26 protein-coding genes and 1 riboswitch are annotated in these 26,014 nt (G+C 65.9%); of the genes, 12 read left to right on the forward strand and 14 right to left on the reverse strand.

Features of this window, described 5'->3' with window-relative positions:
• Positions 1 to 419: 419 nt before the first annotated feature.
• On the forward strand, positions 420 to 1,778 hold the full coding sequence (locus DMX06_RS15135) for an 8-oxoguanine deaminase (RefSeq protein ID WP_110738224.1): 1,359 nt from the start codon (positions 420 to 422) through the stop codon (positions 1,776 to 1,778).
• On the opposite strand, the gene DMX06_RS15140 is transcribed toward DMX06_RS15135, so the two are convergent.
• From DMX06_RS15140 to DMX06_RS15150, 3 genes are read right to left on the reverse strand one after another with little or no spacing between them, the layout of a single operon-like run.
• Positions 1,757 to 2,707, reverse strand: coding sequence for an ABC transporter substrate-binding protein (locus DMX06_RS15140; protein WP_110738225.1), 951 nt, complete (start codon positions 2,705 to 2,707; stop codon positions 1,757 to 1,759). The genes DMX06_RS15135 and DMX06_RS15140 overlap by 22 nt on opposite strands.
• Positions 2,700 to 3,428: a (2Fe-2S) ferredoxin domain-containing protein gene (locus DMX06_RS15145; RefSeq protein WP_375538100.1), complete on the reverse strand. Its 729-nt coding sequence runs from the start codon at positions 3,426 to 3,428 to the stop codon at positions 2,700 to 2,702. The genes DMX06_RS15140 and DMX06_RS15145 overlap by 8 nt, the downstream gene beginning before the upstream one ends.
• Positions 3,429 to 3,439: 11 nt before the next feature.
• Complete coding sequence (locus DMX06_RS15150) at positions 3,440 to 5,395, reverse strand: TonB-dependent receptor plug domain-containing protein (RefSeq protein WP_110738227.1); 1,956 nt, start codon at positions 5,393 to 5,395, stop codon at positions 3,440 to 3,442.
• A 90-nt stretch (positions 5,396 to 5,485) separates the two neighbouring features.
• A riboswitch (cobalamin riboswitch) is annotated at positions 5,486 to 5,833 on the reverse strand.
• A gap of 142 nt (positions 5,834 to 5,975) precedes the next feature.
• Between DMX06_RS15150 and DMX06_RS15155 the strand changes: the two genes are divergently transcribed.
• The 3 genes from DMX06_RS15155 to DMX06_RS15165 all read left to right on the forward strand — a co-directional run bounded on the left by DMX06_RS15155 (position 5,976) and on the right by DMX06_RS15165 (position 10,050).
• Positions 5,976 to 6,365, forward strand: coding sequence for a DUF2946 family protein (locus DMX06_RS15155; RefSeq protein WP_110738228.1), 390 nt, complete (start codon positions 5,976 to 5,978; stop codon positions 6,363 to 6,365).
• A gap of 71 nt (positions 6,366 to 6,436) precedes the next feature.
• Positions 6,437 to 8,590, forward strand: a complete 2,154-nt coding sequence (locus tag DMX06_RS15160; RefSeq protein ID WP_110738229.1) for a TonB-dependent receptor — start codon at positions 6,437 to 6,439, stop codon at positions 8,588 to 8,590.
• A 5-nt stretch (positions 8,591 to 8,595) separates the two neighbouring features.
• The gene (locus tag DMX06_RS15165; RefSeq protein WP_258378871.1) at positions 8,596 to 10,050 is read left to right on the forward strand and encodes a PepSY domain-containing protein; all 1,455 of its coding nucleotides are present in this window, start codon (positions 8,596 to 8,598) and stop codon (positions 10,048 to 10,050) included.
• Positions 10,051 to 10,093: 43 nt separating this feature from the next.
• Here DMX06_RS15165 and ykgO read toward each other — a convergent pair whose 3' ends face one another.
• The gene (gene ykgO, locus DMX06_RS15170) at positions 10,094 to 10,240 is read right to left on the reverse strand and encodes a type B 50S ribosomal protein L36 (protein WP_023632134.1); all 147 of its coding nucleotides are present in this window, start codon (positions 10,238 to 10,240) and stop codon (positions 10,094 to 10,096) included.
• A gap of 137 nt (positions 10,241 to 10,377) precedes the next feature.
• Between ykgO and DMX06_RS15175 the strand changes: the two genes are divergently transcribed.
• Positions 10,378 to 12,468, forward strand: a complete 2,091-nt coding sequence (locus DMX06_RS15175; RefSeq protein ID WP_110738231.1) for a TonB-dependent siderophore receptor — start codon at positions 10,378 to 10,380, stop codon at positions 12,466 to 12,468.
• 22 nt (positions 12,469 to 12,490) lie between these two features.
• Positions 12,491 to 13,213, forward strand: coding sequence for a DUF4198 domain-containing protein (locus DMX06_RS15180; RefSeq protein WP_110738232.1), 723 nt, complete (start codon positions 12,491 to 12,493; stop codon positions 13,211 to 13,213).
• On the opposite strand, the gene DMX06_RS26325 is transcribed toward DMX06_RS15180, so the two are convergent.
• Together DMX06_RS26325 and DMX06_RS15190 are read right to left on the reverse strand one after the other, a co-directional pair.
• Complete coding sequence (locus DMX06_RS26325) at positions 13,173 to 13,340, reverse strand: hypothetical protein (protein WP_181427838.1); 168 nt, start codon at positions 13,338 to 13,340, stop codon at positions 13,173 to 13,175. The two genes, DMX06_RS15180 and DMX06_RS26325, sit on opposite strands and share 41 nt — an antisense overlap.
• 218 nt (positions 13,341 to 13,558) lie before the next feature.
• Positions 13,559 to 13,978, reverse strand: a complete 420-nt coding sequence (locus DMX06_RS15190; RefSeq protein WP_110738234.1) for a TonB-dependent receptor domain-containing protein — start codon at positions 13,976 to 13,978, stop codon at positions 13,559 to 13,561.
• A gap of 233 nt (positions 13,979 to 14,211) precedes the next feature.
• On the opposite strand from DMX06_RS15190, the gene mrdA reads away from it, so the two are divergent.
• Positions 14,212 to 16,104: a penicillin-binding protein 2 gene (gene mrdA / locus DMX06_RS15195; RefSeq protein ID WP_110738235.1), complete on the forward strand. Its 1,893-nt coding sequence runs from the start codon at positions 14,212 to 14,214 to the stop codon at positions 16,102 to 16,104.
• A gap of 140 nt (positions 16,105 to 16,244) precedes the next feature.
• Here the strand turns inward: mrdA and DMX06_RS15200 are convergent, their stop codons facing one another.
• Positions 16,245 to 16,871, reverse strand: coding sequence for a glutathione S-transferase family protein (locus DMX06_RS15200; protein WP_110738236.1), 627 nt, complete (start codon positions 16,869 to 16,871; stop codon positions 16,245 to 16,247).
• Positions 16,872 to 17,062: 191 nt separating this feature from the next.
• Here DMX06_RS15200 and DMX06_RS15205 point away from each other — a divergent pair, with 191 nt between their 5' ends.
• On the forward strand, positions 17,063 to 17,380 hold the full coding sequence (locus DMX06_RS15205) for a DUF2388 domain-containing protein (protein ID WP_110738237.1): 318 nt from the start codon (positions 17,063 to 17,065) through the stop codon (positions 17,378 to 17,380).
• A gap of 39 nt (positions 17,381 to 17,419) precedes the next feature.
• Here the strand turns inward: DMX06_RS15205 and DMX06_RS15210 are convergent, their stop codons facing one another.
• From DMX06_RS15210 to DMX06_RS15225, 4 genes are all read right to left on the reverse strand, one after another.
• Entirely contained in the window at positions 17,420 to 18,355 is a 936-nt protein-coding gene (locus tag DMX06_RS15210; protein ID WP_110738238.1) for a 5'-nucleotidase, read from the reverse strand.
• 41 nt (positions 18,356 to 18,396) lie between these two features.
• On the reverse strand, positions 18,397 to 19,095 hold the full coding sequence (locus tag DMX06_RS15215; protein ID WP_110738239.1) for an MOSC domain-containing protein: 699 nt from the start codon (positions 19,093 to 19,095) through the stop codon (positions 18,397 to 18,399).
• 100 nt (positions 19,096 to 19,195) lie between these two features.
• Positions 19,196 to 19,465, reverse strand: coding sequence for a hypothetical protein (locus tag DMX06_RS15220; protein ID WP_110738240.1), 270 nt, complete (start codon positions 19,463 to 19,465; stop codon positions 19,196 to 19,198).
• Positions 19,466 to 19,531: 66 nt separating this feature from the next.
• Positions 19,532 to 20,452 carry a LysR family transcriptional regulator gene (locus DMX06_RS15225; RefSeq protein ID WP_110738241.1) on the reverse strand — a complete coding sequence of 307 codons (921 nt, stop codon included), beginning with the start codon at positions 20,450 to 20,452 and terminating at the stop codon, positions 19,532 to 19,534.
• Between the two features lie 123 nt (positions 20,453 to 20,575).
• On the opposite strand from DMX06_RS15225, the gene DMX06_RS15230 reads away from it, so the two are divergent.
• A complete protein-coding gene (locus DMX06_RS15230) occupies positions 20,576 to 21,310 on the forward strand; it encodes an SDR family NAD(P)-dependent oxidoreductase (protein ID WP_110738242.1) in 735 nt (244 codons plus the stop codon).
• Positions 21,311 to 21,326: 16 nt separating this feature from the next.
• The gene (locus tag DMX06_RS15235) at positions 21,327 to 21,536 is read left to right on the forward strand and encodes a tautomerase family protein (RefSeq protein ID WP_110738243.1); all 210 of its coding nucleotides are present in this window, start codon (positions 21,327 to 21,329) and stop codon (positions 21,534 to 21,536) included.
• A 49-nt stretch (positions 21,537 to 21,585) separates the two neighbouring features.
• Here the strand turns inward: DMX06_RS15235 and DMX06_RS15240 are convergent, their stop codons facing one another.
• On the reverse strand, positions 21,586 to 22,467 hold the full coding sequence (locus tag DMX06_RS15240; protein ID WP_110738244.1) for a LysR family transcriptional regulator: 882 nt from the start codon (positions 22,465 to 22,467) through the stop codon (positions 21,586 to 21,588).
• 285 nt (positions 22,468 to 22,752) lie between these two features.
• On the opposite strand from DMX06_RS15240, the gene argC reads away from it, so the two are divergent.
• Together argC and DMX06_RS15250 are read left to right on the forward strand one after the other, a co-directional pair.
• Positions 22,753 to 23,682: an N-acetyl-gamma-glutamyl-phosphate reductase gene (argC, locus tag DMX06_RS15245; protein ID WP_110738245.1), complete on the forward strand. Its 930-nt coding sequence runs from the start codon at positions 22,753 to 22,755 to the stop codon at positions 23,680 to 23,682.
• A 59-nt stretch (positions 23,683 to 23,741) separates the two neighbouring features.
• Positions 23,742 to 24,428: a GNAT family N-acetyltransferase gene (locus tag DMX06_RS15250; protein ID WP_110738246.1), complete on the forward strand. Its 687-nt coding sequence runs from the start codon at positions 23,742 to 23,744 to the stop codon at positions 24,426 to 24,428.
• 12 nt (positions 24,429 to 24,440) lie between these two features.
• On the opposite strand, the gene DMX06_RS15255 is transcribed toward DMX06_RS15250, so the two are convergent.
• Together DMX06_RS15255 and DMX06_RS15260 are read right to left on the reverse strand one after the other, a co-directional pair.
• Complete coding sequence (locus DMX06_RS15255) at positions 24,441 to 24,920, reverse strand: VOC family protein (protein ID WP_110738247.1); 480 nt, start codon at positions 24,918 to 24,920, stop codon at positions 24,441 to 24,443.
• 236 nt (positions 24,921 to 25,156) lie between these two features.
• Complete coding sequence (locus DMX06_RS15260; protein ID WP_110738248.1) at positions 25,157 to 25,990, reverse strand: AraC family transcriptional regulator; 834 nt, start codon at positions 25,988 to 25,990, stop codon at positions 25,157 to 25,159.
• Positions 25,991 to 26,014 lie beyond the last annotated feature (24 nt).

Below are 26,014 nucleotides of genomic sequence, written 5' to 3' on the forward strand. Positions count from 1 at the left end.
GGCGGTGCGGCGGTCCGATAAACCCGCTCCCACAGGGTCAAGCTAAATCAAGTTTGTTCCATGAGAGTGGCCCGTCCCGCAGTCGTCAGAATTGCGGCGAAAAACTCGTATACAAAAAAAAGAAATTCTGTTTACACTGCCTCACGCCTACGACAACGGTCATCGCCGTTGCGTATTGCGACAGGCTCAAGCCATGCGACATCCGCTATCGCCCAACCTCTCCGGGCCCCCTTCTCGAATGCCGTGCGTCCTGAACGCCGCATACGCCCTGCTGCCATCGATCCACGCGCCCGATACGCCCTCGCCAGGGCCGTACCTGTGCGTGCGCGGTTTCGCTCCAGCCTTTGACGCCGGGCTTCGCCACGGCGCCTGACGCTTCCCTACAATCAGAAAACACACCCCAAGCGGGAGGGACTCACATGCCCAAGACACTACTGGTCAAGAACGCCGAACTGCTGGTGACCATGGACGGCGAGCGCCGCGAGATCAAACGCGGCGGTCTCTACATCGAAGACAATGTGATCAGGCAGGTCGGCCCAAGCGATACCCTGCCGCAACACGCCGACGTGATCCTCGACATGACCGGCAAGGTGGTCATCCCGGGCCTGGTCAACACCCACCACCACATGTACCAGAGCCTCACCCGCGTGGTGCCGGCGGCCCAGGACGGCGAGCTGTTCAACTGGCTGACCAACCTCTACCCGATCTGGGCGCGGCTGACCCCGGAGATGATCTCGGTATCGACCCAGACCGCCATGGCCGAGCTGATCCTCTCGGGCTGCACCACCTCCAGCGACCACCTGTACATCTACCCCAACGGCTGCAAGCTCGACGACAGCATCCACGCCGCCGAGGAGATCGGCATGCGCTTCCACGCCGCGCGCGGCAGCATGAGCGTCGGCCGCAGCCAGGGCGGCCTGCCGCCGGACTCGGTGGTGGAGAAGGAAAGCGACATCCTCAAGGAGTCGCAGCGCTTGATCGAGGACTACCACGATGCCAGCCACGGCTCGATGCTGCGCGTGGTGGTGGCGCCCTGCTCGCCGTTCTCGGTCAGCCGCGACCTGATGCGCGAGGCGGCGGTGCTGGCTCGCCAGTATGGCGTGTCGCTGCACACCCACCTGGCCGAGAACGTCAACGACATCGCCTACAGCCGCGAGAAGTTCGGCATGACCCCGGCCGAATACGCCGAGGACCTGGGCTGGATCGGTCACGACGTATGGCACGCCCACTGCGTGCAGCTCGACCAGCATGGCATCGAGCTGTTCGCCCGCACCGGCACCGGGGTCGCCCATTGCCCATGCTCGAACATGCGCCTGGCTTCAGGGATAGCGCCGATCCGCAAGATGCGCGACCACGGCGTGCCGGTGGGCCTTGGGGTCGATGGTTCGGCGTCCAACGATGGCGCCAGCATGATCGGCGAAGTACGCCAGGCACTGCTGCTGCAACGGGTCGGTTTCGGGCCGGATGCGATGACCGCCCGCGAGGCGCTGGAAATCGCCACCCTGGGCGGCGCCAAGGTACTCAACCGCAACGATATCGGCGCCCTCGCCCCGGGCATGGTCGCCGACTTCGTCGCCTTCGACCTCGGCCATGTGGCCTATGCCGGCGCCCTGCACGACCCGTTGGCGGCACTGGTGTTCTGCACGCCGACCCATGTCGACACCAGCGTGATCAACGGGCGTGTGGTGGTTCAGGACGGGCGTATCACCACCGTCGACCTGCCGCGGGTGCTGGAGCGCCACAACCAGTTGGCGCGTCAGTTGGTCATCGGCGAGTAGGCCGGCGATGGAACAACCATCTCCCTGAGCCGCTGCGCCAGTTCCAGGGCCACCCGTCCGCTGGCCGGCGTCGGCACCAACTCAGTGAACGGGATATCGAGCATGCGGTTCTCGCGCACCGCCCGCAGGCTCGAGAGCACAGGGTCGCGGGTCAGCAGCCGACGCTTGCGGCTGGCCGGCGACCACAGGGCGTCGGCCAGCAGGATCACATCGGGGTCGCTGCTCAGCAGCGCCTCGCGGTTGACTGTCACACGGTACTGGTCGAGCCCGCCGAACACATTGCGCGCTCCGGCGGCGGCCAGCAACAGCGTGACGAAACCCCGCCCACCTTCGCTGTCCAGCCCCCGGACCTCGCTGTCGAGGTAGAACACCGACAGCGGCTTGCCGGTCGGCGCGATCGCCCTGGCCCGCGCCAGGTCCACCTCCATCGCCTCGATCAACGCCTGGGCTCTCGCCTGCCTGCCGAGCATTTCGCCAAGGAGGGTCAGGTCACGCCGGACATGGGCGTAGTAGTCCAGGGAATGACCGGCACAGGCCGACTCGAGCAGGTAGGTGGCGATCCCGTTGCCGACCAGCCGGGTTCGCGAGCTGACCCCATCGCCGAAGGCCGTGGCAAATCCGCCCACTACCAGGTCCGGCCTTTGCGCGTACAGCACCTCGCTGGCCGGATACTCCCGGGCGATCACTGGCACGCCCTGGTAGCGGCCCTGCTTGTAGGCGGCGCCGTTGTCGTCCAGGTAGGCCACTCCGACCATCGACGGCCCCGCGCCGAGGGCGAGCAGCAGGTCGGCCGCGTGCTGGTTGAGCGCCACGATACGCGCAGGCGTCGCAGCGGGCCGTTGCCAGTCCTGCCCGCAGTTGCGATAGCTGTCGGCCAGGGCCGGTGTGCCACAGCACAAAGCCAGAGACAGCAGCCAGGCTTTACGCATCGCACGCCCCTCCTTTGAGCAAGAGTCCTTCGGCGATCCTTCCGCCCTGCAGATGCGTTTCCACCAACTCCTCCACCTCCCGATCATCACGTACCCGATACCAGCAGCCGTCCGGGTGCACCGTGAGCACCGGCCCCAGGTTGCAGGGAAACTGGCAACCGGTGCGGGTCAGCAGCACGCCGCCCGGCGTCTCGATCAGGTCACGGTCCAGCAACCGGCGGCGCAGGCGCTTCCACAACGGCAAGGCGCCACGCCGCACGCAGCGCGGGCCGGTGCACAGGAACACCTGGCGGGCATGCTCGGGCACCCGCGACCAGTCCGGGTCGCTGGCCACCGCATTGACCTGGTCGCACGGCAAGTGCCGGGTATGCTCGCCAATGCTGGCACACGCCGCTCGCGCATCCAGCCCGCGCCGGCCCAGGGCCTGGGCCGTGACCCAGATACCGGCCCGACCTTGCGCCAGGCGCCCCAGCTCATCGCGCAGCCAATCGAGGTAGGCGCTGTCCGAGGTGGGCTCCAGGTCCACTACCAGCAGGCGTTCCACCCCTTGGTCGAGGGCCTCGCGGATCACCGTCCATAGCCCATCGAAGCCCTCCAGGGTATCGACGATATCCCGACCTGCCGTATGCCCACGCAGGTCGCGAACCTCGGCGCCAAACGCTTCGGCCGCCGAGCCCCCGCCCAGGCCGGGGCCGACGAACAACACGCGCTGATAGTCCATGCTCACGCCCCTCAGAAGGTGTAGGTGTACCGCAGTTCAGTGGTGAACGGCCGTCCGAGGTTGTCGACGTTGCTCGCCCGGCTGGTGACATAGTCGCGGTCGAACAGGTTCTCCACCAGCAGGCTCAGCCGGTGCTGGCGGGCGCCGTCCAGGTAGCGGTAGGCATCGGCGTCGACCACCGAATAATGGCCATAGTCGACGCCCTTTGAGCTGACCACGTCGCGAATGTAGCGAACGGCGCCCCCGGCACCCCACTTGCGATCTGCCGATTCGTAGCCGAGCCGCGAGCGGGCGAAGAAACTTGGCACATCGTTGATCGTCGCCCCGGTGCGCGACTCGGTGAGGTTTCGGGTCATGTCGGCCTGCAGGTTCCACTGGTCGTCGAGCTGGATACGCGCATCGGCCTCGAAACCGCGCATCTGCACCTGGCCCTGGCCGTTCACCCACTGGCTGCCGTCCAGGGTGATCAGGTCGGTGATCTTGCGCCGGAACACGGTGACGCTGGCGCTGAATTCACGCGCCAGCAGCAGGCCGTGGTAGTCCAGGCCAAGCTCGGCATTGCGGCTCTTCTCGGGTTTGAGGTCGCGGTTGCCGATCTCGTCGCCGGGCTCGTTGACGAACAACTGCTCGGCGTTGGGCAGCTTGTAGGCGCTACCGTACTGGCCGCGCAGCTGCCAGTTGTCGTTCAGGTCGTACAGCGAGGTGAGCATGCCGACGGTGGCGCTGTCGCCGCCGCTCATGGCCTCGTGGCGCACGCCAAGGCTCGGGTGCCAGTTCGGCAGGGCCTCGATCCTGGGCCGCAGCTGGGCATACAGCGCATTGGCCTGGGCCTTGTTGTCGTCGATCACCAGCACGTCGTCCTGGCCCTTGAACCACTGGTTGTCGGAACCGAACACCAGCACATGGCCGCCGTCGAGCTCGGCCTTGCCCTCAGCCTGCACACCCCAGTCGGTGAAGCCCCAGTAGTCGTTGTGGTTGACCACGTCGCGGCGACCATCGGCACGGTTGTTGATGCGGGTGTAGCGGGTATCCCAGTCGTTGACGTGGCCCTTGATGAAGTAGCTCAGGCGCTCGTTGAGGCGCTGCTCGAAGGTGGCGGTGGCGATCTGCTGCACGCGGTCGTTGGTGGTCTTGTAGTTGTTCACCGGCCGCGCGAAATCGAGGTTGGCGTCGGTGTACTGGTAGAACAGCTCCAGCCGCGCAGCGTCGCCGAAGGCCTGGATCGCCTTGCCGCCGAAGGTGGTCACCTCGTAGCCGCGTTTCTTGTCGCTGACGTTGCCGCTGTAGTCGCGATTGCGAAACGGTTGGTAGCCGTCGGAGACATTGTGGCTCACATAGGCCAGCAGCCCCAGGTCGCCGAAACCATTGCTGAAGATCCGCTCGACGCGGGCGTCCTTGCTGTTGCCGGCGAAGCTGTCCAGGCCCAGGTTGACCTCGCCCGAAGCCTCGCGGCGCTGCGGGCTGCGGGTGACGATATTGATCACCCCCGCCACCGCCTGGGTACCGAATAACAGGCTCTGGCCGCCCTTGAGCACCTCGATGCGCTCCACCGCGTTGGCCGGCAGGGTGTCCAGGTACAGGCCACCGTACAAGCGGTTGTTCAGGCGCACGCCGTCGAGCAGGATCAACGTGTCGTCGTTGCGCCCGCCCAGCAGCGAGTAGGTGCCGTAGTCGAACGGGCCGTTCTTCGGCGCGACGTAGAAGCCAGGGATGAACATCTGCATCACCCGGGTGATGTCGGCGCCGGGGCCGGCGCGCTCGATCTGCTCGCGGCTGACGATCTCGACCTTGCTGCCGTACTGGGCCATGGCGGCGACCGTGGTCGACTCCACCGAGGGCGCGGCGACGATCTGCTGGTCGAGGATCAGGGGGGTGTTTTCGGCCAGTGCCAGGGGGCTGGCCAGGCAGCCCAGAAGCAGGGTCCGGGCCTTGGGGGAGAAACGTCGGGAGTGAATCACAGCAATCATGCTCTTCTCGAAAGTGACTTTCGCAGAAGCACGCAGGAGCACGGATCGCGCACACGCCAATACCGGCCCATGCCCGCCCACCGCAGGAGTTTGCCTACAACATTCCAGGCCGGTCTCCGGGCTCGCAAGACTAGGGTTTTTACGGAAAGTCGCCGAGCGGCGATCAGGCAAGGCGAAAACAGGCGAGGAAGCGGAGTTGACTGGTTGTCAATGAGCATTCCGAGCCTGCTTTCAACGCAGCATGATCGTCGCGCAGGCACTTTCCGTACAAAGCCTAGATGCCTTCACCTTCCCATGGCGCACTGGCCACAGTGGTCTGTCGAAGGCATCACTTGCATACCGTTGCGGGGGCAGCACCGGACTCGCTCTATGAGCCTACCGGCTTCCCGTTTCACCCCATGCGCGGCGGCATGGGACACCTGAAATCGGTCGGCATCTGAACACCTGGGGCCGAGAGGCGTCAAGCCAGCCAGGTGAATCGATTCGAATGTTTTTTATCGGCCAAGCACTCTAGGCAGATGTTTCAAACGCTGTAGAATCCGCACGCCGTACCTATTCTCATTCCCTTCGAGCTTTGCCGATGAAGCTGGCCCGCCACACACGATCGCAAGTCGCCTGGGTGCTGTATTTCAGCATCCTGTTCGGCTCGTTGCTGTGCGCCATGGGCCATGGACAGATGGCAGGCTTGCGCCTGGCCGGCCTGGATGACGCCGCCTGGTGCGCGGCCGACAGCAGCGGCGTGTTCAAGGGCGACCAGGACATCAGCGACCCGGTGCTGCCCGCCAGCGGCGACTGCGTGATCGCCAGCCTGTTCAGCGCCACCCTGCTGGCGGTGTTCTTCGGCCTGCTGGCCCTGCTCGCCGGGGAGTCGAGCACACCCTTACCCAGACAACCCGCGCCGCCCCTGCCCAAGCAGCGCTGGCCACTGGTCAATCCGCGCGCCTCCCCCGCCTCGCTTCTCGCGTTCTGACATCGCCACGCCTGAGTACTGCCTGATCGGCAGCGGGCGTGCGCTCACCGATTTCAGCCAGGAAGCCTTGCATGTTCCGCATGACCACTTTGGCGCTGCTCGTTGGCAGCGCAACCTGCGCCTGGGCGCAGGACGACACCCTGACTTTGCCCGCCAGCACCGTCACGGCCACCGCCGACCAACCCAAAGAAGCCACCACCCTGGACCTTGACCGGCCTATCGAAAGCGGCTCGCGACTGAACCTCAGCGCCCGCGAGAACCCCGCCTCGGTCAGCGTCGCCGACCGCAAGACCATGGAGCGCATCGGCGCGCGCAACTTCCAGGACGCCGCCAATGCCCTGCCCGGGGTCAATGCCTCGGCACCGCCCGGCTGGGGCGGCTACGTGTCGTACCGCGGCTTCAACGGTGCCCAGGTCAGCCAGCTGTTCAATGGCATCAACCTGCAGTACGGCGCTGCCGGGCGACCGGTCGGGGCGTGGATCTACGACCGCGTCGAACTGCTCGGCGGCCCCTCGTCGTTCCTCAACGGCAGCGGCGCCGTCGGTGGCAGCCTGAACATGATCACCAAGCTGGCCAACCGCGACGAAGACATCTTCGAAGGCCGCGTCAGCTATGGCCGCTACGACACGATGGAGACCTCGGTCGGCTTCAACAAGGCGCTCAACAGTGGCGACGGCCCACGCCACTACGCCCGACTCGACTACAGCCGCACCAGCACCAATGGCTACATCGACCGCCAGGAGAACGGGGCCGGCAACCTGGCCTTCTCGCTGCTCAGCGACATCAACGACCAGTTGTCGCACACCCTGGCCATCGAGTACCTGGAAGAGAAAGAGGACAGCCCGTACTGGGGCACGCCGGTGCTGCAGCCGGCGGTCGGCACCCTGCACATCGACAAGCACAACCGCTTCAACAACTACAACGTCGAGGACGGCCGCTACGAGCAGCGCACCCGCTGGCTGCGCTCGATCACCGACTACCGCATCGACGACAGCAACCAGCTGCGCAACACCTTCTACCACTACAACGGCCAGCGCGATTACCGCAACCTCGAGGTGTACCGCTACAACGCCGGCAACACTGCCATCGACCGCTCCGGCGGCTACCGCCAGCGTCACGACCAGGAGGTCAACGGCAACCGCGTCGAACTGACCCACCAAGGCCAGCTGTTCGGCCTGGCCAGCGACTGGGCGTTCGGCGTGGACTACAACCGCAACCAGCAGACCAACTACCCACTGTCCAAGGGTGCCTTCGACCGCATCGACCCGAACGGCTTCCAACCCGACCACTTCCTCGACATCCCCGGCATGGACGCACCGCGCGCCAAAGGCCGCAGCACCACCACCGACACCACCGCGGGCTTCGTCGAGAACCGCACCCGCCTGACCGACCAACTGTCGTTGATCACCGCGCTGCGCTACGACCATATCGACTTCGACGTGGTCGACCATGTGACCCGGGCCAAGCTGGACCGGCGCTGGGACGCCTTCACCGGGCGCCTGGGCCTGGTCTACGACCTGACGCCCAATGTCAGCCTGTACACCCAGTACAGCACCTCGGCCGAGCCGCCGGGAGGCTCGCTCACCGGCGCCTCGATCAGCCAGGTCGGCGACTTCGACCTGAGCACCGGCCGCCAGGTGGAAGTAGGCAGCAAGTTCGACTTCCTCGATGGGCGCGGCTCGGCTACTGCAGCGGCCTATCGCATCGTGCGCAAAAACATCTCGGTGCCCTCCTCGACCGTGCCCAACACCACCGAGCAGGCGGGCCAGCAGACGTCCACCGGCATCGAGCTGGCGGCCTCGTTCAAGGTCACGCCCAAGCTGCTGGCGGCGGGCAACTTCAGTTGGGTCAACGCTGAGTACGACGAATTCAACGAGACCATCGGCGGCGTGGTGTACTCGCGCAAGGGCAAGAACCCGGTGAACATTCCCGACCGGGTCGCCAACCTGTGGCTGACCTATGACCTGGCGCCGGGCTGGCAGGTCGGCGCCGATGCCCGCTATGTGTCGTCGGTTTACGCCAACACCGCCAACACTGCCTGGGTGCCGTCGTACACCGTCTACGGGCTGTCGATGACCCACGACCTGGACAAGCACGTGCAGCTCAGCGCGCGGCTGCGCAACCTCACCGACGAGGTCTACGCCCGCTTCATCCACCAGACCAACACCCAGTACTACCTGGGTGAGCCGCGCAGCCTGGAAGTCGCTGTGCAGTGGCGCTACTGATGAGCCTGAAACGCCAGCTGTACCTGTGGCACCGCTGGCTGGGCATCGTCGCCTGCCTGTTCATGGCGCTGTGGTTCGTCTCCGGGGTGGTCATGCTGTATGTCGGCTACCCCAAGCTGACCCCGGCCGAGCGCCTGGCCCACCTGCCGGCCTTGCCGGCGGGGTGCTGCGCCGAGTTGCCGGCGCAGTGGGCGCAGCAGCCGTTGAAGGCACTGCGCCTGACCAGCCTGGGCGGGCGGGCGCACTACCTGCTGGAACTGGCTGACGGTCGCCGCGTTACCCTCGACGCCGCCAGCGGTGCGCCCCTGGCTCACGCCGATGCCGCCTGGGCCCTGGCCAATGCCCGACAGTACGCCGGTGACGCGGCGCTGGCCTACCAGGGCACGGTGGACGAGGACATGTGGACCCACTCCCGGGCACTGGACGGTGACCGGCCCTTGCACCGGGTGCGGGTGGACGATGCCGCCGGCACCTGGCTGTACCTGTCCGGGCGCAGCGGTGAAGTGGTGCGCGACGCCACCGCGCAGGAGCGCGCCTGGAACTGGGTCGGTGCCTGGCTGCACTGGCTCTATCCCTTGCGCGGCGGGTTCGGCTTCGACAACGGCTGGCGCACGCTGGTGATCGGCTTGTCCGTGCTCGGCACGCTGATGGCGGTCCTGGGCATGGCGGTGGGCATCCTGCGCCTGCGGCTGCGCACGCGCTATCGCAGCGGTTCGCGCAGTCCCTACCCCGGCGGCTGGCTGCGCTGGCACCACATCGGCGGGCTGCTGTTCGGCGGCGTGCTGGTGTTGTGGGTGTTCAGCGGCCTGATGTCGATGCGCCCCTGGGGCCTGACCGACAGCCGTTCGCAGATCGCCCTGCAAACCGGCCCGCTGCGCGCCGTCGACCTCAAGCTGCCGGTCGCCACCGCATTGGTGCGGTTGCGCGAGGAGGCAGGTTTCGACACTGTCGAGTTGCAGTGGCAACGCCTGGCCAATGTCACCTACCTGGTGGCACGTAATGCCAATGGCGACAGTCGCATCCTCGAAGACGGCGCGCCGCCGGCCCGGGCATTTGCCCGACAGCGGTTGCTGGCGGCCGCGCAGGCCATGGCCCCGGGCATTGCAGTGCATGACGACTGGCAGACCGCCTACGACTTCCACTACTTCGCCCGCGACCCGCAGAGCATGTACGGCTTCCAGTCCCGCCCATTGCCCGTGCTGCGCCTGCGCTTCGATGACCCGGCCGGCACCTGGGCCTATCTGGACCCGGCCAGCGGCATGCTGGTGGCCAGCCATGACCGGACGCAACGCACCGGGCGCTGGTTGTTCAACCTGCTGCACAGCTGGGACTGGCAACCGCTGCTGGCACGGCCGCTGTTGCGGGAAGGGCTGATCATCGTCCTGAGTAGCGGTGGACTGGTGATTGCCCTCAGTGGTGTGGTGCTGGGTTGGCGGCGTTTGCGCAGGACGCTCCGTTAACTTCACTGGGGCCGCTTTGCGGCCCCATTCGCTTATCTTGCGGCTACCCCCGCTTCTTCTTCACCCCGCCCTGCCTGGCCTTGAACCGCGGATTGGACTTGCAGATCACATAGATCCGGCCACGACGCTTGACCACCTGGCAATCACGATGACGGCGCTTGGCCTGCTTGAGTGAGGACAGTACTTGCATGGGAACCTCCAGCTACGTAATAACATTACAATAACGCGAATCATTCCTATCTGACAATCACGCCGTAAACCACAGCTCCCTATGGCGTCAGAGCAATAGTAAATGTTACGTTATTACATATTAATTGGAGATCCCCCGTGAACCCTCGCGCACCGCTTCTGGCCGGCCTCACCCTGGGCCTGTTCGGCCAACCCCTCTCGGCAGCCCAACCCCTGCTGCTGGAGGAAACCTCGATCACCGACGCCTACCTCGAAGAGCGTGCCGACGGCCCGGTGCAAGGCTATCGCGCCACCCGCTCGGCCACCGCCACCCGCACCGACAGCGATATCCGCGACACCCCGCAGAGCATCCAGGTGGTGCCCGCCCAGGTGATCAAGGACCTCAACACCACCCGCATCGACCGTGCCCTGGACTTTGCCGGCGGCGTGTCGCGGCAGAACAACTTCGGCGGCCTGACCTTCCTCAACTACAGCGTGCGCGGCTTCACCACCGGCGAGCTGTACAAGAACGGCTTTGCCATCAACCGCGGCAGCTACAGTTCCCCGGACACCTCCAGCATCGAGCGCATCGAAGTGCTCAAGGGCCCGGCCGCCAGCCTCTATGGCCGTGGCGACCCTGGCGGGCTGGTCAATATCGTCAGCAAGCGCCCCCAGGCCGAGACCTTCAGCACCCTCAGCCTGAGCGCGGGCAGCTGGGACCGCTACCGCACCGCCCTGGATGCCAACGCGCCCCTGGACAGCGAAGGCAACCTGCTGGGCCGGATCAACCTGGCGGTCGAGGACAACGGCAGTTTCCGCGATCACGTGAACAGTGAACGGCGCATTGTCAGTCCGTCGCTGAGCTGGCAGCTGTCGCCGGACACCCGGGTGATGCTCGATGCCGAGTTCTCGCGCACCGAATCGGTGTTCGACCGGGGCATTCCGGCGGTCAACGGCCAGATGGGTTCGGTGCCGCGCTCGGCCTTCATGGGCGAACCCAACGACGGCAAGATCCGCAACGACAACCAGACCCTCGACCTGGCGCTGGAGCACTTTCTCAACGACGACTGGAAGCTGCGCCTGGCCAACCACTACACCCAGGGCACGCTCAAGGGCAACAGCTCCGAGCCCCAGGCCCTGGTCGGCAACATCCTCACCCGCTTCTACCGCGAGCGTGACTTCGAGTGGAACGACAACATCACCCAGGCCGAGCTGCACGGCCAGTTCCAGCTGCTCGGCTGGCAGCACCAGAGCCTGATCGGGCTTGAATACGAAAACTACCGCAACAGCCAGAAATACCCGCAAAGCGCGACCTCGGCAGGCTATGGCCTGGACATCTACAACCCGGTGTACGGCAAGCCCAAGCCGACGCTTACACGGGCCAACGACTTCTTCGAACGCACCGAAAGCCATGCTCTCAACCTGCAGGACCAGATCGCCTTCACCGAGCGCCTGCGCGGCCTGCTCGGTGTGCGCCTGGAGCGCATCGAACAGACTGCGCAGAACCGCTCCACTGGGGTCAGCAACAGCCAGGCGAAGGATGTCGCCACGCCACGCGTAGGGCTGCTGTACCAGCTGACCCCACAGGTCGGCGTCTTCGCCAACGCCTCGACGTCGTTCAAGCCCAATACCATTGGTACCCAAGGGCAGGTGTACAAGCCCGAGAAAGGCATCGGCTACGAGACCGGGCTGAAGCTCGACCTGTTTGACAGTCGCCTCGGCGCCACGCTGGCGCTGTTCCATATCGACAAGGAAAACGTCATCACCACCGACGCCTTCGGCGAGAGCGTGGCGGCGGGCGAAGCGCGCAGCCAAGGCCTGGACCTGCAGTTCAGCGGCCAACTGACCGACGCCGTGCGGGTGATCGGTGCCTACGCCTACATCGATGCCGAGGTCACCAAGGGCGACGCGGCCCTGCCCAAGGGCAGCGACTTGCTGGGCATTGCCCGCAACAGCGCCAGCGTGATGGGCGTGTACGAGTTCCAGGACGGTGCCCTGCGCGGCTCGGACGTTGGCGCGGCGTTCAACTATGTCGGCGAGCGCTCCGGCCAGGCCGGCAGCCACTTCACCCTGGATGCCTACAGCACGGTCGACCTGCTGGCGCACTACAAGGCCAGCGAGCAGGTTACCGTGGGGCTGAACCTCAACAACCTGTTTGATCGCAAGTACTACGAACGCTCGTACAACAGTTCGTGGGTGCTGCCGGGCGATCCGCGCAACGTCAGCGTAAGCCTGACCCTGAACCTCTAAACCTCTGATTCAAGGGACTGTCATGCATCCATCACTGAAACTGGCCGCCCTGCTGGCCATGACCATCAGCGCCGACGCCGGCGCCCACGGCCTGTGGACCGAGCAGCGACGCGGCAACATCGAGGCGGTATACGGCCATGGCGCCGAAGATGACGCCTACAAGGCCGAGAAGATCAAGCGCGCCTGGGCGTTCGACAGCGCCGGCAAGATGATTCCGGTCAGCGTCGAGCGCCTGGCCGACCATGCTCGCCTGCAACCGCTCTCCCCGCCCGCGGCGCTGGCGGTGGTACTGGACAACGGACCGTGGTCACAGCGCCCGGACAAACAATGGGTCAACCAGGACCGCACCCAGGTCAAGGATGCCATCGCCTCGACTCACAGCTTCAAGTACAGCCTGGCCATTTACCAGGGCAGCGCCCGTTTGCCCAAGCTGGACATGCTGCGCCTGGCCATCGTGCCGCTGAGCGACCCGCTCAAGGTGGGGCCCGGCAACCTGCTGCAAGTGCAGGTCCTGATCGACGGCAAGCCCGCGCCGGGTATTCCCCTGCAGGGCGACTACCGGGGCGCGCCTGATCAGGTCAGCGCCACGACCGGCGCTGACGGCCGGGCGCTGATCAAGGTGCGCAACGAGGGCCTGAACATCATTGCCGCCCAAGCCACGCGGCCGCTGCCCGAAGGGTCCCCCGTGGCGCAACAGAGCCTGTTCAGCTCATTGACCTTCCTGGGCGAACCGCACCACGAATAGCCACGTCACGCCAGGCCGCAACGACCGGGGTGCCGATGAGGAAGATGGCGAACAGCATCCAGCCGAACAGCAAACCGCTCCAGGCGTGCAGCCATGAAAGGGATTGGGTGATGGTTTTCTGCTTCATCCCAGGCGCTCCAGCAGTTGCGGCCAGAAGCCGATCAGCGCCAACAGCACGGCGGCGACGATGCGCGAGAGCATGGGCCAGGAGAGGTTCACGGTTTGCAATCCTTGGGGGCGCGTTGCGCCCCTTTCGCGGCACAAGGCCGCTCCTACAGAAGATCACGTCCCTCTGTAGGAGCGGCCTTGTGCCGCGAAAGGGCTGCGCAGCAGCCCCGCTTGTCATCAGAACGAGGTGGTCACCGATGCATAGAATGCGCGCCCCGGCTCGTTGTAGGTCGCCGCGCCGGCGCTGGTCCCCGCTCCTTCGCGGTAAACGCGCTTGTCGAACAGGTTGCTGATACCGGCGCCGAACGACAGGTTCTTGTTCACCGCGTAGGCACCACCGATGCCCCAGACATGGTACGGATCAAGGGTCTTCAGCTCGTTCTGCGCCGTGACGCTGACCTCGCGGGTCGGATTGAACTGGCGCGGCTCCTGCTTGCCGTAGTAGGTGCCGGTCAGGCTCAGCGACAGGGCCTCGGTCACCTGCCAGTCGAGCATGGTGTTGACGGTGTACTCCGGCACCACCGACAACGGGTTGCCGTCGCTGTCCTCGATGGCGAGGATGCGCACCGGGGCATGGGAAGCAAGAGCCGACTGCATGGATTACCTTGCGAATGATAATGATTGCTTGTCGCGTATTCTGACAAATCCCATCCCTTCGGCACAAATCCGATCGTTCCCAGCGCTCCATGAAGGAAACTTCATATTTGCCGCCACCCCCCTGGAAGCGGGGCCGAGCGGCGTTGCGTGGTGGCTGCGCGGCTGGGCTCGCCTTGAGCCCCCCTGCCCGCCCGCGTAGCATCGCGACCCCATTGCGTGACACCACGAAGCCCATGCCCCAGCCCATTCCCCTCAAGGACCACGAAACGGAAAAGCACCTGGTCAACCGCCGGTTGCTGGCCTGCGCCCTGCTGGTGATGAGCCTGGTGGCGGTGCTGGTGGGTCGGCTCTATGTACTGCAGGTGCTGCAGCACGACCAGCAGAGCGCGGTGTCGGAGAACAACCGCGTGCACGTGCTGCCGATTCCGCCCGAGCGCGGCCTGATCTACGACCGCAACGGCGTGGTGCTGGCCGACAACAAGCCCAGCTTCAACCTGACCATGACCCGCGAGCGGGCTGGCGACCCGGCGCGGGTGCTCGACAGCCTGGCGCAGATCCTCACGCTGTCCGAGGACGACCGCCAGCAGTTCGACAAGGACCTGCGCCGCGGTCGCAAGCCGTTCGAGCCGGTGACCCTGCTGGTGGGTCTGAGCGAAGAGCAGATCGCCCTGATCGCGGTCAACCAGTTCCGCCTGCCGGGGCTGGAGGTCGAGCCGCAGTTCATCCGCGAATACCCGCTGGCCGAGCACTTCGCCCATTCGGTGGGCTACGTCGGACGCATCAACGAAAAGGAAGCCAGGACCCTCGACAGCACCGCCTACCGCGGCACCCAGTCGATCGGCAAGACCGGTATCGAGCGTTTCTACGAGAACGAACTGCACGGCCAGGTGGGCTACGAGGAAGTCGAGACCAACGCCCAGGGCCGGGTGATGCGCGTGCTCAACCACCACGACCCGGTGCCGGGCAAGGACATCGTGCTGAGCCTCGACGCCCACCTGCAGCAGGCCGCCGAAAAGGCCCTGGGCGATCGGCGTGGCGCGGTGGTGGTGCTCGACCCGGCCAATGGCGACGTGCTGGCGATGGTCAGCAACCCGGCCTTCGACCCCAACCTGTTCGTCAAGGGCATCAGCTACAGGCAATACGCCGCCCTGCGCGATTCCATCGACCGGCCGCTGTTCAACCGCGTGCTGCGCGGGCTGTACGCCCCCGGCTCGACGGTCAAGCCCGAGGTGGCCATCGCCGGCCTCGACAGCGGCGTGATCAACCCCGCCAGCCGGGTCTTCGACCCCGGCTACTACGAGCTGCCCAACTACGACCACAAGTACCGCAACTGGAACCGCACGGGCGATGGCTGGGTAGACATGTACACGGCGATCATGCGCTCCAACGACACCTACTTCTACGACCTCGCGCACAAGCTGGGCATCGACCGCCTGCACGACTACATGGCCGAGTTCGGCCTGGGCCAGAAGGTCTCGCTGGACATGTTCGAGGAAGCGCCGGGGCTGATGCCGTCACAGGCCTGGAAGCGCGCAACCCGGCGCCAGGCCTGGTTCCCCGGCGAGACGCTGATCCTCGGCATCGGCCAGGGCTACATGCAGGTCACGCCGCTGCAGCTGGCCCAGGCCACCAGCCTGCTGGCGAGCAAGGGTGCCTGGCACCGCCCGCACATGGCGCTGACCATCGGCGGCCAGGCGCCAGTCGACCCCAACCCGATGCCGGACATCGTGCTGCACGACAAGCACGCCTGGGACCAGGTCAGCCAGGGCATGCAGATGGTCATGCACGACCCGCGCGGCATCGCCCGCGCCGCCGCCGCCGGCGCGCAGTATCGCATCGCCGGCAAGAGCGGCACGGCGCAGGTGGTGGCGATCAAGCAGGGCGAGCGCTACAACCGCGACAAGACCCTCGAGCGCCACCGCGACAACGCCCTGTTCGTCGGCTTCGCACCGGCCGAGCATCCGGCAATGGTGGTGGCGGTGATGATCGAGAACGGCGAGGCCGGCGGCCGGGTGGCGGGACCCGTGGTGCGTGAGGTGATGGATGCGTATCTGCTGGATCAGCAGGGGCATCTGAAAGTGCAGTATGCCGGGGCACCGCAGGCCAAGACCGTTCCACACTCCTAGGTCGATACGGGAGCGGCCCCGGTCTCATGGGAGCGGGCTTACACCGCGATAGGAGCCGCGTTCAGCACAACGAACTCAGTGTCGTGCATCGGCTGCGCCGGTGATCGCAGGTCGACCCGCGCCACAGGTCCTGAGTTGGATCAAGCGGCGGTTCTGGGCATCAGGTCGTAGGGATGCTTCCAACCAGGTACCTCTTGAATACGTGCCTTCCATGCCTCGACATGACGGAAATCGCTGAGCGCCAACCCCGTGTCCTCGGGCATGTACACGTACCCTGCCAGGGACAGGTCGGCAATGGTCAGGCGCCCGCCGACCATGAACGGCGTCTTGGCCAGATGCGCATCGACGATCTGGTAGGCCGCCCTGGCCCGCTCGCGCAGAAAGCGGGTGACATCCGACTCGCCCATCTGCTTCAGGCAAAAGATGAACCGCAACGCCGCGTAGTAGCTGGTGAACTTGTGGTTGTCGAACAGCATCCAGCGCCAGATCTCGCGCTTCTCAAAGTCGTCGCGCGGGCCGAACTGGCCGGTGCGTTCGGCCAGGTAGTCGAGGATCAAGGCCGACTGGGTGAGTTTCTCGCCGGCATGTTCCAGCACCGGCACCTCGCCCTGCTCGTTGACCGCGTCGCGCCAGTCCTGTCCGCGGGTCTGGCCGTGGAAGAAATCGACGAATACCGGCGCCCAGTCCTGGCCGGTGAGTTCGAGCATCAGCGCGACCTTGTAGGCGTTGCCGGATTCGGCGAAGCAGTGCAGCGTGTATTCGGCCATGGCATCAGGTTCCCTTGATTGACGGACAGCAGGACTGGGAGAAGATCATGCGCGAGGGTTGTGGGTCAAATACACCGTGGCTCACGCTTGCAGGCGCTACATCACGAACGTATCGGAACTCCCGGCACGTCACACCGCTCTTAACATCATGCAGTAACACCCTTGGGCTTCACCTTTGCGGAGGACTCACCATGCGTCATTTACTGCTCATCCCATCGCTGCTGCTCCTGCTCCCCGCCGGTGCCGCCCTGGCCCGTGTCGACGCCGGGGATGTCGCCACCTCGGCAGGGGTCTCCGCCTCGCTGTACTCCACCTTCAAGGACGACAAACGGATCATTCCCACCCGTGACGAACTGTCGGCCTTCGTCGCCAGTGGTGGTGCCATTCGCGGGGCTTACCTGGAGTCGGCGCTGGCGCACGTCCGCCAAGCCAATCCCGGATTGCAGGCCAGTGACGAGGAACTGGCCAGGGCACTGCTGTCGCAGGAAGACGGATTGGCCGATCACTGATCGCAGAAAACCCGGGGTCGCCGTGCGGCCCCGTGTGACTCACCCCGCCCGGTTGGTCACCCCGAACGGGATATGCACCGATGGCACCACCGTGCTGGTGCTCTTCAAGTGGCCTGACTGGTCATCGAAGAAGATATGCGGCTTGAGCACCTGCAGCACCCGCCGCTTCTCGATACCTCCGAGGAAGAACGCATCGTTGGCCATCACCCCCCAGCTTTTCAGGGTGTTGAGCGCCCGCTCGTGGGACGGCGCGTTGCGCGCGGTGACGATCGATACCCGCAGGCGGTTCTCGTAGCCGGGATGGGCCAGCTTGTGCTGCTCCTCGGCCGCCTGGATACGGGCGATGCGCACGAAGAACTCCTTGAGCGGGCCGGGGTTGTGCGGCTGGGTGACGTTGATCACTTCATGGGCGTGGAAGCTGTCCAACCCGCCCGACTGCATCACCGCCTCCGACTCATCCCCGGCCAGCACGCCGTCGAAGTCGAAGGCGATGCGCAGGTTGTCGTCGCTTTCATCATCATCGAACTTCGAGTCCAGCACCTGCCCCGCCGGGTAGCCGGCCTTGATCGCGGCGTCGACGTGCTGCTTGTCGGCGGACAGGAACAGGGCGATGTTCAGCGCCGGGATGTACTCGTAGGGTGAACGGCCCTGGGTGAAGATCGCCCGGGTCATGTTCAGGCCGTAATGGCCGATGGTCTTCATCACCCGCATGCCGGTGTCCGGGTCGTTCTGCGACAGCAGCACCACCTCCACCAGCGGGTCCTCGGGATCGCCGCGCAGGTCATTGAGGGCCAGAAGGCGCTTGATGAAGGGATAGGCGATGCCCTTGCCCAGCGGCACGTCCAGGTGCTGCTCCTGGTACTTGCGGTACTGCGCCTCGCCCTCGCGCCGGAACACCGCGTCCGATTCGCTGAGGTCGAACACAGCGCTGGAGGCGACTCCGATGACCAGGCGATCATCCAGTTCGAAGGCCATGGGGTTTTCCTTGTCTTGATATAGGTTGAACGCGAATCCGGTCAGCCTTCGCTGCGCCCCTGCAGGCGCGAAGTCCAGTCTTCGACCTGATGTTGCTCCAGGCGCTTCTCCAAAGTCCTGCGCCAGTTCGGCACCAGCGGCAGCGCCAGGCATTCACGCAACAGGTCGGGCTCCAGGCGCTTGTCGAACAGCACCGCCGAAAGCCGCGCCACCGACCACTGGGCATGGGGCCGATCAACCAGCTGCAGGGCCTCGCCCGCCTCGACCACGCCCTCCTCCAGCACCCGGTAGTACCAGCCGGTGCGCCCGCTCTGCTGCACCCGCAACGCCATCTGCGCCACGTCGAAGCGGTCGTTGAGCTTCCAGCACGGCATGCGCCCCTGGGAGATTTCCAGCAACGCCGTGCCGACGCGGATCCGGTCGCCCAGGCAGACATCGGCCTCGCGCCAGCCGGTGCTGCTGAAGTTTTCACCAAAAGCGCCGGGCTGGCTCAGCAACGGGTGCTCACCGAGCTCGGCGGTCCAGTCCGGATAGTGCTCGCGGGGGTAATGGTGGATGGCCTTCTCGACGCCACCGTGTACGCGCAGATCGCCCTGTTCGTCGCCGGCAATGCCGAGGAAGGTCACTGCCAGCGGGCCTTGGCGAGGTTGCTTGTCGATGGCGCTGTGCGAACCTGGACGAGTGAACGGTCGGGCGCAGCCGGTAAGGAGGCTGTCCAGGCGCGGGCTGGGCGAGGTCATGCGGCAGTCTCGTGGAAAGGTCCGCCAGAGCTTACACCAGAGCGCTGGGTAATACCTCAGGGAGCGGGCAAGCCCGCTCCTGCAAAGCCTGTACCGAGCGTTACTTGCCCCGCGCCTTGTTGTAGATGGTCTTGGCGCGATCGGCCGAAGCTTGGCACTTGGCCATGTCACCTTTGTCACGGGCGTCCTTGGCCTGCTTGAGCAGCTCGTGGTAGTCATGGGCCATGCCGCCATGCAGCGCCTGGCCATCGGTCTTGTTGATATTCTCCAGATCATTGATCTTGGCATCGCAATTGGTCGCTGGGCCATCCTCGGCATGTGCGGCGAAACTCAGTAGGCAGATGATCGCTAGCAGTGTCATGGATTTCATGGCGTGTTCTCCAGGGAAATCGACGCAGAACAGAGCTTAGTCCGCCCGCGCATGCCCGACGGGGCTTCAGCCCAACGGTCGTGCAACCTCGCCGACCAGGAAGTCGATGAACACCCGCACCTTCGACGGCATGTACCGGGCCTGCGGATACACCAGCATGAACGGCCGCGACGTGCCGCCATGCCCGGCCAGCACCTCCACCAGCTCGCCGCTGTCCAGGGCATCCTGTACGGTGAAGCGGTAGGCCTGCATCAAGCCGCCACCGTGGCGCACCAGGGTCGTGGTGGCGAGGAAATCGCCCAGGCAGGTGAACGCGCCCTGGGTCTCGAGCTCGACCAACCGACCGTCACGGCGAAAGCTCCAGGGTGGCCGCCTGCCGCTGCTGGGCAGTTCGAACTGGATGCACTCATGCCCTGCCAGGTCCTCGAGGGTTTGCGGCGTACCGGCCCGGGCCAGGTAGCCGGGTGTGGCCACCACCACCAGCTCGGCGTCCTCCAGGCGCCGGGCCACCAGCCGCGAATCGGCAGGCGCCCGGCCACGGATCGCCAGGTCGAAGTGCTCCTCGGCGAAATCGACGTTGCGATTACTGACATGCACATCCACCTGCACTCCCGGATAACGCTGGCGAAAACGCGGCAGCAGTGGCAGCAGGCGGTGGTGGGCGTAGGGCGTCGGCGCACTGATACGCAAGCGACCACCCGGCTCGAGCTGGCCGCCAGTGACCTGGCGCTCGGCCTCGACCAGCTGGCCCAGCGCCTGGCGGCAGTGCTGGTAATAGGCCTGTCCGGCCTCGCTCAGGCGCATCTGCCGGGTGGTGCGCACAAACAGGCGCACGCCCAGGCGCTCTTCCAGCCGCGCCACCGAGCGGCTCACTGCCGCGGGTGTGACCCCCGCCAGGGTGGCCGCCTCGGTAAAGCTGCCGGCATCGGCGGCGAGACAAAACAGCTCCAGGCTGCCCAGTTGCAGGTCATCGAAATGGCGGGTCATGGCAGGCTCTATTGATTACATGATGTATCGATTGAAATGCCCTGCGCCTCATTTTTCAAGCCGATGTTGCAACTTAAAGTGGCTTCACACCCGAGCAGTGGCTCGTACGACCGGAGAACTTCCATGAGCAACGCAAGAACCGTCATCATCACCGGCGCCTCCAGTGGCCTGGGCTTCGCCCTGGCCCAGGCCTTCATCGAGCGTGGCGACAACGTGGTCGGCAACGCCCGAACCCAAACCCGCCTCGACGAGGCCGCCACCCGCCTGGGCAACCCGGCCGGCTTCATTGGCGTGGCCGGCGACATCGCCGAGAAAGCCACCGCCGAACGGCTGTTCGGCACCGCGCTGGAAGCCTTCGGCCGGGTCGATATCCTGGTCAACAACGCCGGCATCTTCATTCCCAAGCCGGTGACCGACTACACCGAGGCCGACGTCGACGCCCTGGTCGGCACCAACCTCAAGGGCTTCTTCTACCCCGCCCAGGCTGCAGCCCGGGTCATGAAGGCCCAAGGGCACGGGCATATCGTCGCCATCACTGCCTCGGTGGCCCTGCAGCCGGACACCCGCGTCCCGGCGCTGCTGCCGGTGCTGGTCAAGGGCGGGCTTAACCAGGCGGTCAAGGGCCTGGCCCTGGAGCTGGCAGCAAGCGGCGTGCAGGTCAATGCCGTGGCCCCGGGCATCATCGACACCCCGCTGCACAGCGGCCACGCCGAAGGGCTCGGCGCGCTGTCGCCCAGCGGGCGCACCGGCAAGCCCGAGGACGTGGTGGACGCCGTGCTGTACCTGACCGACGCCCGTTTCGTCAGCGGGGTCATCCTGCCCGTGGACGGTGGCAGCACCGCCGGCACCTGGCACTGAACCTGGAGCGACGCACATGCCTTATGTCCATATCCGCGTGACCGATGAAGGCGTCACGGCCGAACACAAGCGTCAGCTGATCGAAGGCGCCACCCGCCTGCTGGAGCAGGTATTGAACAAGCCCCCGGCGAGCACCTTCGTGGTGATCGAGGAAGTGGCCACCGACAACTGGGGAGTCGGCGGCGAGACGGTGACAACGTTGCGCGCACGCGAACGCAACCGATGACAGGCGCTGTGGGAGCGCGCCAGCTCCGCTCCCACAGGCTCAGCCCTGTCTATTGCCGCAACCTTCCCAGCGCCTCCAGCACATGCCCCGTCGCCCGCTCCACCTCCCCCTCGCGACAGGCGATTCCCAACTGACGCCACAACCCCGGCCGCAACGGCCGACGGGCGATGCGCGGCGGTGGCTGGTGAACCTCGCCCTCCTGCGGTAGCAAGGTGGCGCCGTAGCCCGCGGCCACCAGGCTCTTGATCGCATCGTTGTAGTTCAGCTCGATCCGCGGTTCAGGGTACAACCCTGCTGCCGCGAACCACTCCGACGTCACCCGCGAAAGCTGCGTGGTGCTGTCGTTGAGGATCAGGGCCCGTCCGGCAAGCCAGGCCGGCGTCACCCGTACCGGCGGCTGCCAGTCGGCGGGAATGTAGGCCATGATCGGGTCGCGCCGCCACGGCGTGATCCGCAAGCCCTTGCCCGCCACCTGCGGCAGCGCCACCAGGCCGATGTCCAGGGTACCTTCGCGCAACCGTGCCAGCGAGGCCTGCGAGGTGAGCACCTGGACCTGCACGTCGATCCCCGGATGGTCCTCCCGCAGCGTTTCCAGGGCCTGGGGCAACAGATGGGCGATGGCGCCGGTCGAGGCGCCCAGGCGCACCCGCCCGGTCAGGCCCTCGACCTGGCGACGCACCTCGTCCAGGGCCTGGTCGGCGTCGGCCAGCAGGCGTCGGGCGCGGGCCAGCAGGGTCTCGCCGATTACAGTGGGGCGTACCTGGCCGCGGGTGCGGGTGAGCAAGGGTGCGCCGATGCGCGCCTCCAGCTCGGCCACGTGCAGGCTGATGGTGGGGGGCGCCAGGTTGAGCTGACGGGCAGCGTCGGCGAAGGAAGCACGGTCGACGATCACCACCAGGGTGCGCAGGCGGTCGAGGCTGATTTCTCGCATGGGGTCTCGGTAACTCACTGGTTTAGCTGGACCCTGTGGGAGCGGCCTTGCGTCGCGAAAGGGCTGCGCAGCAGCCCCCTGCGATTTCGATGGACGCTCAGAATCTGGGGTCGCTGCGCGCCCCTATCGCGACGCAAGGCCGCTCCCACAGGGCTGGGCGATCTCCTACAGGATAATGCGCTCAAATTCAGAATTTCTGAATGTCTCGATCATGATATTCAAATTTTCTTTCATCCAGCAAACGATGAGGATACAGCCATCCGTTCCCATCACCGGACCACTGACATGCACCAGCCCCTCGTCTTCATCGACGGCGACCAAGGCACCACCGGCCTGCAGATCCACGCCCGCCTGCACGACCGCCAGGACCTGCGCCTGCTCACCCTGCCCGACGCCGAGCGCAAGGACCCGGCACGGCGCAGCGAGGCGATCAACAGCGCCGATATCGCCGTGCTCTGCCTGCCCGACGACGCCGCCCGCGAGGCCGTGGCCACCCTGCGCAACCCGGCGGTGCGAGTGATCGACGCCAGCTCCGCGCACCGCACCACGCCCGGCTGGGTCTACGGCCTGCCGGAACTGAACGAACAACAGGCCGAACGCATCGCCCGGGCCACCCGGGTCAGCAACCCCGGTTGTTACCCCACCGGCGCCATCGCCCTGCTGCACCCGCTGGTCAAGGCCGGCCTGCTGCCGGCGGACTATCCGCTGAGCATCCATGCCATCTCCGGCTATTCCGGTGGCGGCCGGGCTGCCGTCGAGCGCCATGAGCAGCGAAGCGACGCCTACCTGCCGACCCTCCAGCTGTATGGCCTGGAACTGGCGCACAAGCATGTGCCGGAGATCCAGCAGCACGCCGGGCTCAGCGCGCGCCCGGTGTTCGTGCCAGGTTACGGCGACTACCGCCAGGGCATCGTGCTGAGCATCCCGCTGCAACTGCGCCTGCTGCCTGGAGTCGACGCTGATCAGCTGCAGGTCTGCCTCGAGCGGCACTACCAGGGCGCCCGCCACGTGCAGGTGAGGCCCCTGCACCAGCACGGCCCGGCGCCGGCGCTGGACCCGCAGGCGCTGAACGACAGCAACGACCTGCGCCTGGCCCTTTACGCCAACCCCGAGCACGGCCAGGTGCTGCTCACCGCGGTGTTCGACAACCTGGGCAAGGGCGCCTCTGGCGCCGCCTTGCAGAACCTCGACCTCATGCTGGCCGGGCTGCGCTAGAATGATCGCCCGCCTCGTTCCGGGGCGGGTGTTTCAGTCCTGCCGGAGCCCGACCCGCAATGTTCATCCTCCGCCGCCTCGACGGCGTGCCACCCGAATCGTTCCAGAACCAGATCCGCCAACTGGTGATCGACCATGTCGGCCAGCTCAGCAGCGTCGCCATCAGCCCGGACAACCCGCTGTACCCGCTGTACCAGTACGGCGTTGGCCTGGAAGTGCACCAGTACCTGATGGCCCTGGACGGCACCCGCGGCCTGGCCGTCGAGCTGACCCTGGCCCTGGATGCCGAGGCGCCGGACCAACTGCTCGGCTTCGCCCTGGTGCTGCCGGCCCAGGACAACCCGCAGGCCTGCGCCCTGGCCTACCTTGCAGTGACCCCCAGCCACCGCCGCCAGGGCATCGCCCGTGGGCTGCTGGACGCGGTGCGTGGGCGCTATGCCTGCGTCGAGCTGAGCACCTTCGCCCAGCAGGTGTCGTGGTTCGAGAACATGGGGCTGCAGGTGGTCGCCAGCGCCGGGCCGCAGGTGCTGATGAGCAGCACCGGCCAGGCCAGCGGCGCGCTGATCGGGCGGCTGGACATCGCGCCGATCTACCAGACCGTCGAAGTCCGGCAGATCCACGCGTACCTGCTCAAGCAACAGGGAGATGCCGCGATGCTGGACGCCGAACGCCTGCGCGACGAGCGGCTGGACGTCCTGACGGAACAGGCACGGGCGTGCGTCAGGGAGCGCAAGACCGTGCATTGAGGCCCCTCGCGTTCAGCCCTTGATGGCCCTCACGATGGCGGCGATGTCGATCTTGCCCATCTGCAGCATCGCCTCGAACGCCCGCTTCGCCACGGCACGATCGGGGCTGGCCACCGCCTGCGTCAGCACCCGCGGACTGATCTGCCAGGACAGGCCCCACTTGTCCTTGCACCAGCCGCACACGCTCTCGCTGCCACCGTTGCCGACGATGGCGTCCCAGTAGCGGTCGGTCTCTTCCTGGCTGTCGGTCGCCACCTGAAACGAGAATGCCTCGCTGTGGCTGAATGCCTTGCCGCCATTGAGGCCGATGCAGGGGATGCCCATCACGGTGAACTCCACCGTGATCACATCGCCTGCCTTGCCCGACGGATAGTCGGCCGGCGCCCTGTGCACAGCGGTCACTTGGCTGTCCGGGAACGTGCTGGCATAGAAGTTCGCCGCGTCCTCGGCATCGTTGTCGTACCACAGGCAAATGGTGTTCTTGGCGGTCATGTCAGGGCTCCTTGGGGGCGAGTGTGGTGTTTCACAAATAACGACCATAACTCGCGGCACTTTTTGCGCTCATGCGGCGTTGTCGCTCCTCGCCGTAGCTGGGCTACGACTCATCGCGACGCCTTGCCTGAGCGCAAAAAACGCTCGCGAGTTATTGGTCGTATTTGCAAAACACCACACTAGACTCGTTGCCCACGAGTCTAGCCTTCTGTTCTGACATGCCCGGGCAGGCGCGATCAACGGCTGGCGAGCGGGATCCACAGGTCCACATGCCCGGTACCGCGCACAGGGTCGAAATCGGCGCTGTACTGCTCGAACTCCGGAGCGTCGGCCGCCTGGTGGCCTGAAGCTGGCAGCCACTGGTTGAACACGGTAAAAACTGTCTGATGGATCATAGACACATGACCCAGGTGGCGGAACACCACATAGTCCTGCGCCGCCAGCCTGAGGTGGTGAAAGTGCGCGGGCAGGTCATCGACACGGCGCACCTCGACCCCGGCGATGTACTCGAAACTGCCATCATCCCCCGGATTGCAGCACAGCCCGTAAGTGTCATCACTTACCTGCCCCGGCACCCGTCCAACGAAGGGATCGAAGGCCTGCCACAGGCCCGGGATCCCTTCGTTGCGCTCGAAGGTGAAGCGCTCGCCGAGGCCGGCGATGCACAAATCCGGGCGACGCTCGAAGCGCGGCTCGGCCAGGGGAACGAAGTTGAGTGCTTTCATGCGCAAGGGCTCCACTAGGGCGATCGGTTGACCGGCGCCACTGCGTACCTGGCTCGGCGCCACGCCGAACAGGTCGCAGAAGGCCCGGGTGAAGGCTTCGTGGGAGCCGTAGCCTGCCGCCAGCGCCACCTCGAGGATCTCCCGTTTGCCGCTGCACAGCGTCTGCGCGGCGCGGCTCAGGCGCCGCGCCCGGACATAGCGCATCACCGGCCAGCCGGTGGCGGCGGCGAACTGCCGCGCCAGGGCAAAGGGCGAAAGGCCGAAATGCCCAGCGACATGGGTCAAATCCAGATCGCGGTCCAGGACGGTTTCGAGATACCACAGGATGTGTTCGATGCTGCGCATTGCCAGGCTCCTCACTCGACCCAG

Origin of the sequence: Pseudomonas mosselii (genome assembly GCF_003205295.1) — a bacterium.
GTDB classification, from domain to species: domain Bacteria; phylum Pseudomonadota; class Gammaproteobacteria; order Pseudomonadales; family Pseudomonadaceae; genus Aquipseudomonas; species Aquipseudomonas mosselii_B.

Coding starts and splice junctions, on each gene's coding strand:
- DMX06_RS15235 (WP_110738243.1), top strand. CDS start 21,327: ATGCCTTATGTCCATATCCGCGTGACCGATGAAGGCGTCACGGCCGAA.
- DMX06_RS26325 (WP_181427838.1), bottom strand. CDS start 13,340: ATGAAGCAGAAAACCATCACCCAATCCCTTTCATGGCTGCACGCCTGG.
- DMX06_RS15140 (WP_110738225.1), bottom strand. CDS start 2,707: ATGCGTAAAGCCTGGCTGCTGTCTCTGGCTTTGTGCTGTGGCACACCG.
- argC (WP_110738245.1), top strand. CDS start 22,753: ATGCACCAGCCCCTCGTCTTCATCGACGGCGACCAAGGCACCACCGGC.
- DMX06_RS15240 (WP_110738244.1), bottom strand. CDS start 22,467: ATGCGAGAAATCAGCCTCGACCGCCTGCGCACCCTGGTGGTGATCGTC.
- DMX06_RS15190 (WP_110738234.1), bottom strand. CDS start 13,978: ATGCAGTCGGCTCTTGCTTCCCATGCCCCGGTGCGCATCCTCGCCATC.
- DMX06_RS15150 (WP_110738227.1), bottom strand. CDS start 5,395: ATGATTGCTGTGATTCACTCCCGACGTTTCTCCCCCAAGGCCCGGACC.
- DMX06_RS15135 (WP_110738224.1), top strand. CDS start 420: ATGCCCAAGACACTACTGGTCAAGAACGCCGAACTGCTGGTGACCATG.
- DMX06_RS15225 (WP_110738241.1), bottom strand. CDS start 20,452: ATGACCCGCCATTTCGATGACCTGCAACTGGGCAGCCTGGAGCTGTTT.
- DMX06_RS15220 (WP_110738240.1), bottom strand. CDS start 19,465: ATGAAATCCATGACACTGCTAGCGATCATCTGCCTACTGAGTTTCGCC.
- DMX06_RS15250 (WP_110738246.1), top strand. CDS start 23,742: ATGTTCATCCTCCGCCGCCTCGACGGCGTGCCACCCGAATCGTTCCAG.
- DMX06_RS15260 (WP_110738248.1), bottom strand. CDS start 25,990: ATGCGCAGCATCGAACACATCCTGTGGTATCTCGAAACCGTCCTGGAC.
- DMX06_RS15180 (WP_110738232.1), top strand. CDS start 12,491: ATGCATCCATCACTGAAACTGGCCGCCCTGCTGGCCATGACCATCAGC.
- DMX06_RS15210 (WP_110738238.1), bottom strand. CDS start 18,355: ATGGCCTTCGAACTGGATGATCGCCTGGTCATCGGAGTCGCCTCCAGC.
- DMX06_RS15155 (WP_110738228.1), top strand. CDS start 5,976: ATGAAGCTGGCCCGCCACACACGATCGCAAGTCGCCTGGGTGCTGTAT.
- DMX06_RS15215 (WP_110738239.1), bottom strand. CDS start 19,095: ATGACCTCGCCCAGCCCGCGCCTGGACAGCCTCCTTACCGGCTGCGCC.
- mrdA (WP_110738235.1), top strand. CDS start 14,212: ATGCCCCAGCCCATTCCCCTCAAGGACCACGAAACGGAAAAGCACCTG.
- DMX06_RS15145 (WP_375538100.1), bottom strand. CDS start 3,428: ATGGACTATCAGCGCGTGTTGTTCGTCGGCCCCGGCCTGGGCGGGGGC.
- DMX06_RS15205 (WP_110738237.1), top strand. CDS start 17,063: ATGCGTCATTTACTGCTCATCCCATCGCTGCTGCTCCTGCTCCCCGCC.
- DMX06_RS15160 (WP_110738229.1), top strand. CDS start 6,437: ATGTTCCGCATGACCACTTTGGCGCTGCTCGTTGGCAGCGCAACCTGC.
- DMX06_RS15200 (WP_110738236.1), bottom strand. CDS start 16,871: ATGGCCGAATACACGCTGCACTGCTTCGCCGAATCCGGCAACGCCTAC.
- ykgO (WP_023632134.1), bottom strand. CDS start 10,240: ATGCAAGTACTGTCCTCACTCAAGCAGGCCAAGCGCCGTCATCGTGAT.
- DMX06_RS15255 (WP_110738247.1), bottom strand. CDS start 24,920: ATGACCGCCAAGAACACCATTTGCCTGTGGTACGACAACGATGCCGAG.
- DMX06_RS15230 (WP_110738242.1), top strand. CDS start 20,576: ATGAGCAACGCAAGAACCGTCATCATCACCGGCGCCTCCAGTGGCCTG.